The organism is Exiguobacterium sp. E17S (assembly GCF_057772545.1).
Genome location: NZ_JBYLRU010000040.1, coordinates 1 through 230, shown reverse-complemented (window position 1 = coordinate 230; position 230 = coordinate 1). Strand labels below are relative to the sequence as shown.

At 54.3% G+C, this 230-nt stretch carries 1 rRNA gene; it reads left to right on the top strand.

The window, feature by feature from the left end:
* A 23S ribosomal RNA gene (locus tag AC3B4V_RS16345) occupies positions 1-230 on the top strand; the annotation flags it as partial.

The following is a 230-nucleotide window of genomic DNA, read 5'->3' as shown; positions in this document are numbered from 1 at the left end:
ATCCACCGTTTGAACAATGGGGGGACGCAGGAGGATAGTGACGCATGCGGATGGAAGTGCATGTGCAAGTTTCAAGACCGTCTGATTGGCAAATCCGTCAGGCACCAAAGTCAAGGAACGACGCGGAGTCCCGTAGGGACGTAGGTCACGATTTCACACTGCCAAGAAAAGCCTCTAGTGAGGGGGAAGGCGCCAGTACCGTAAACCGACACAGGTAGGCGAGATGAGAA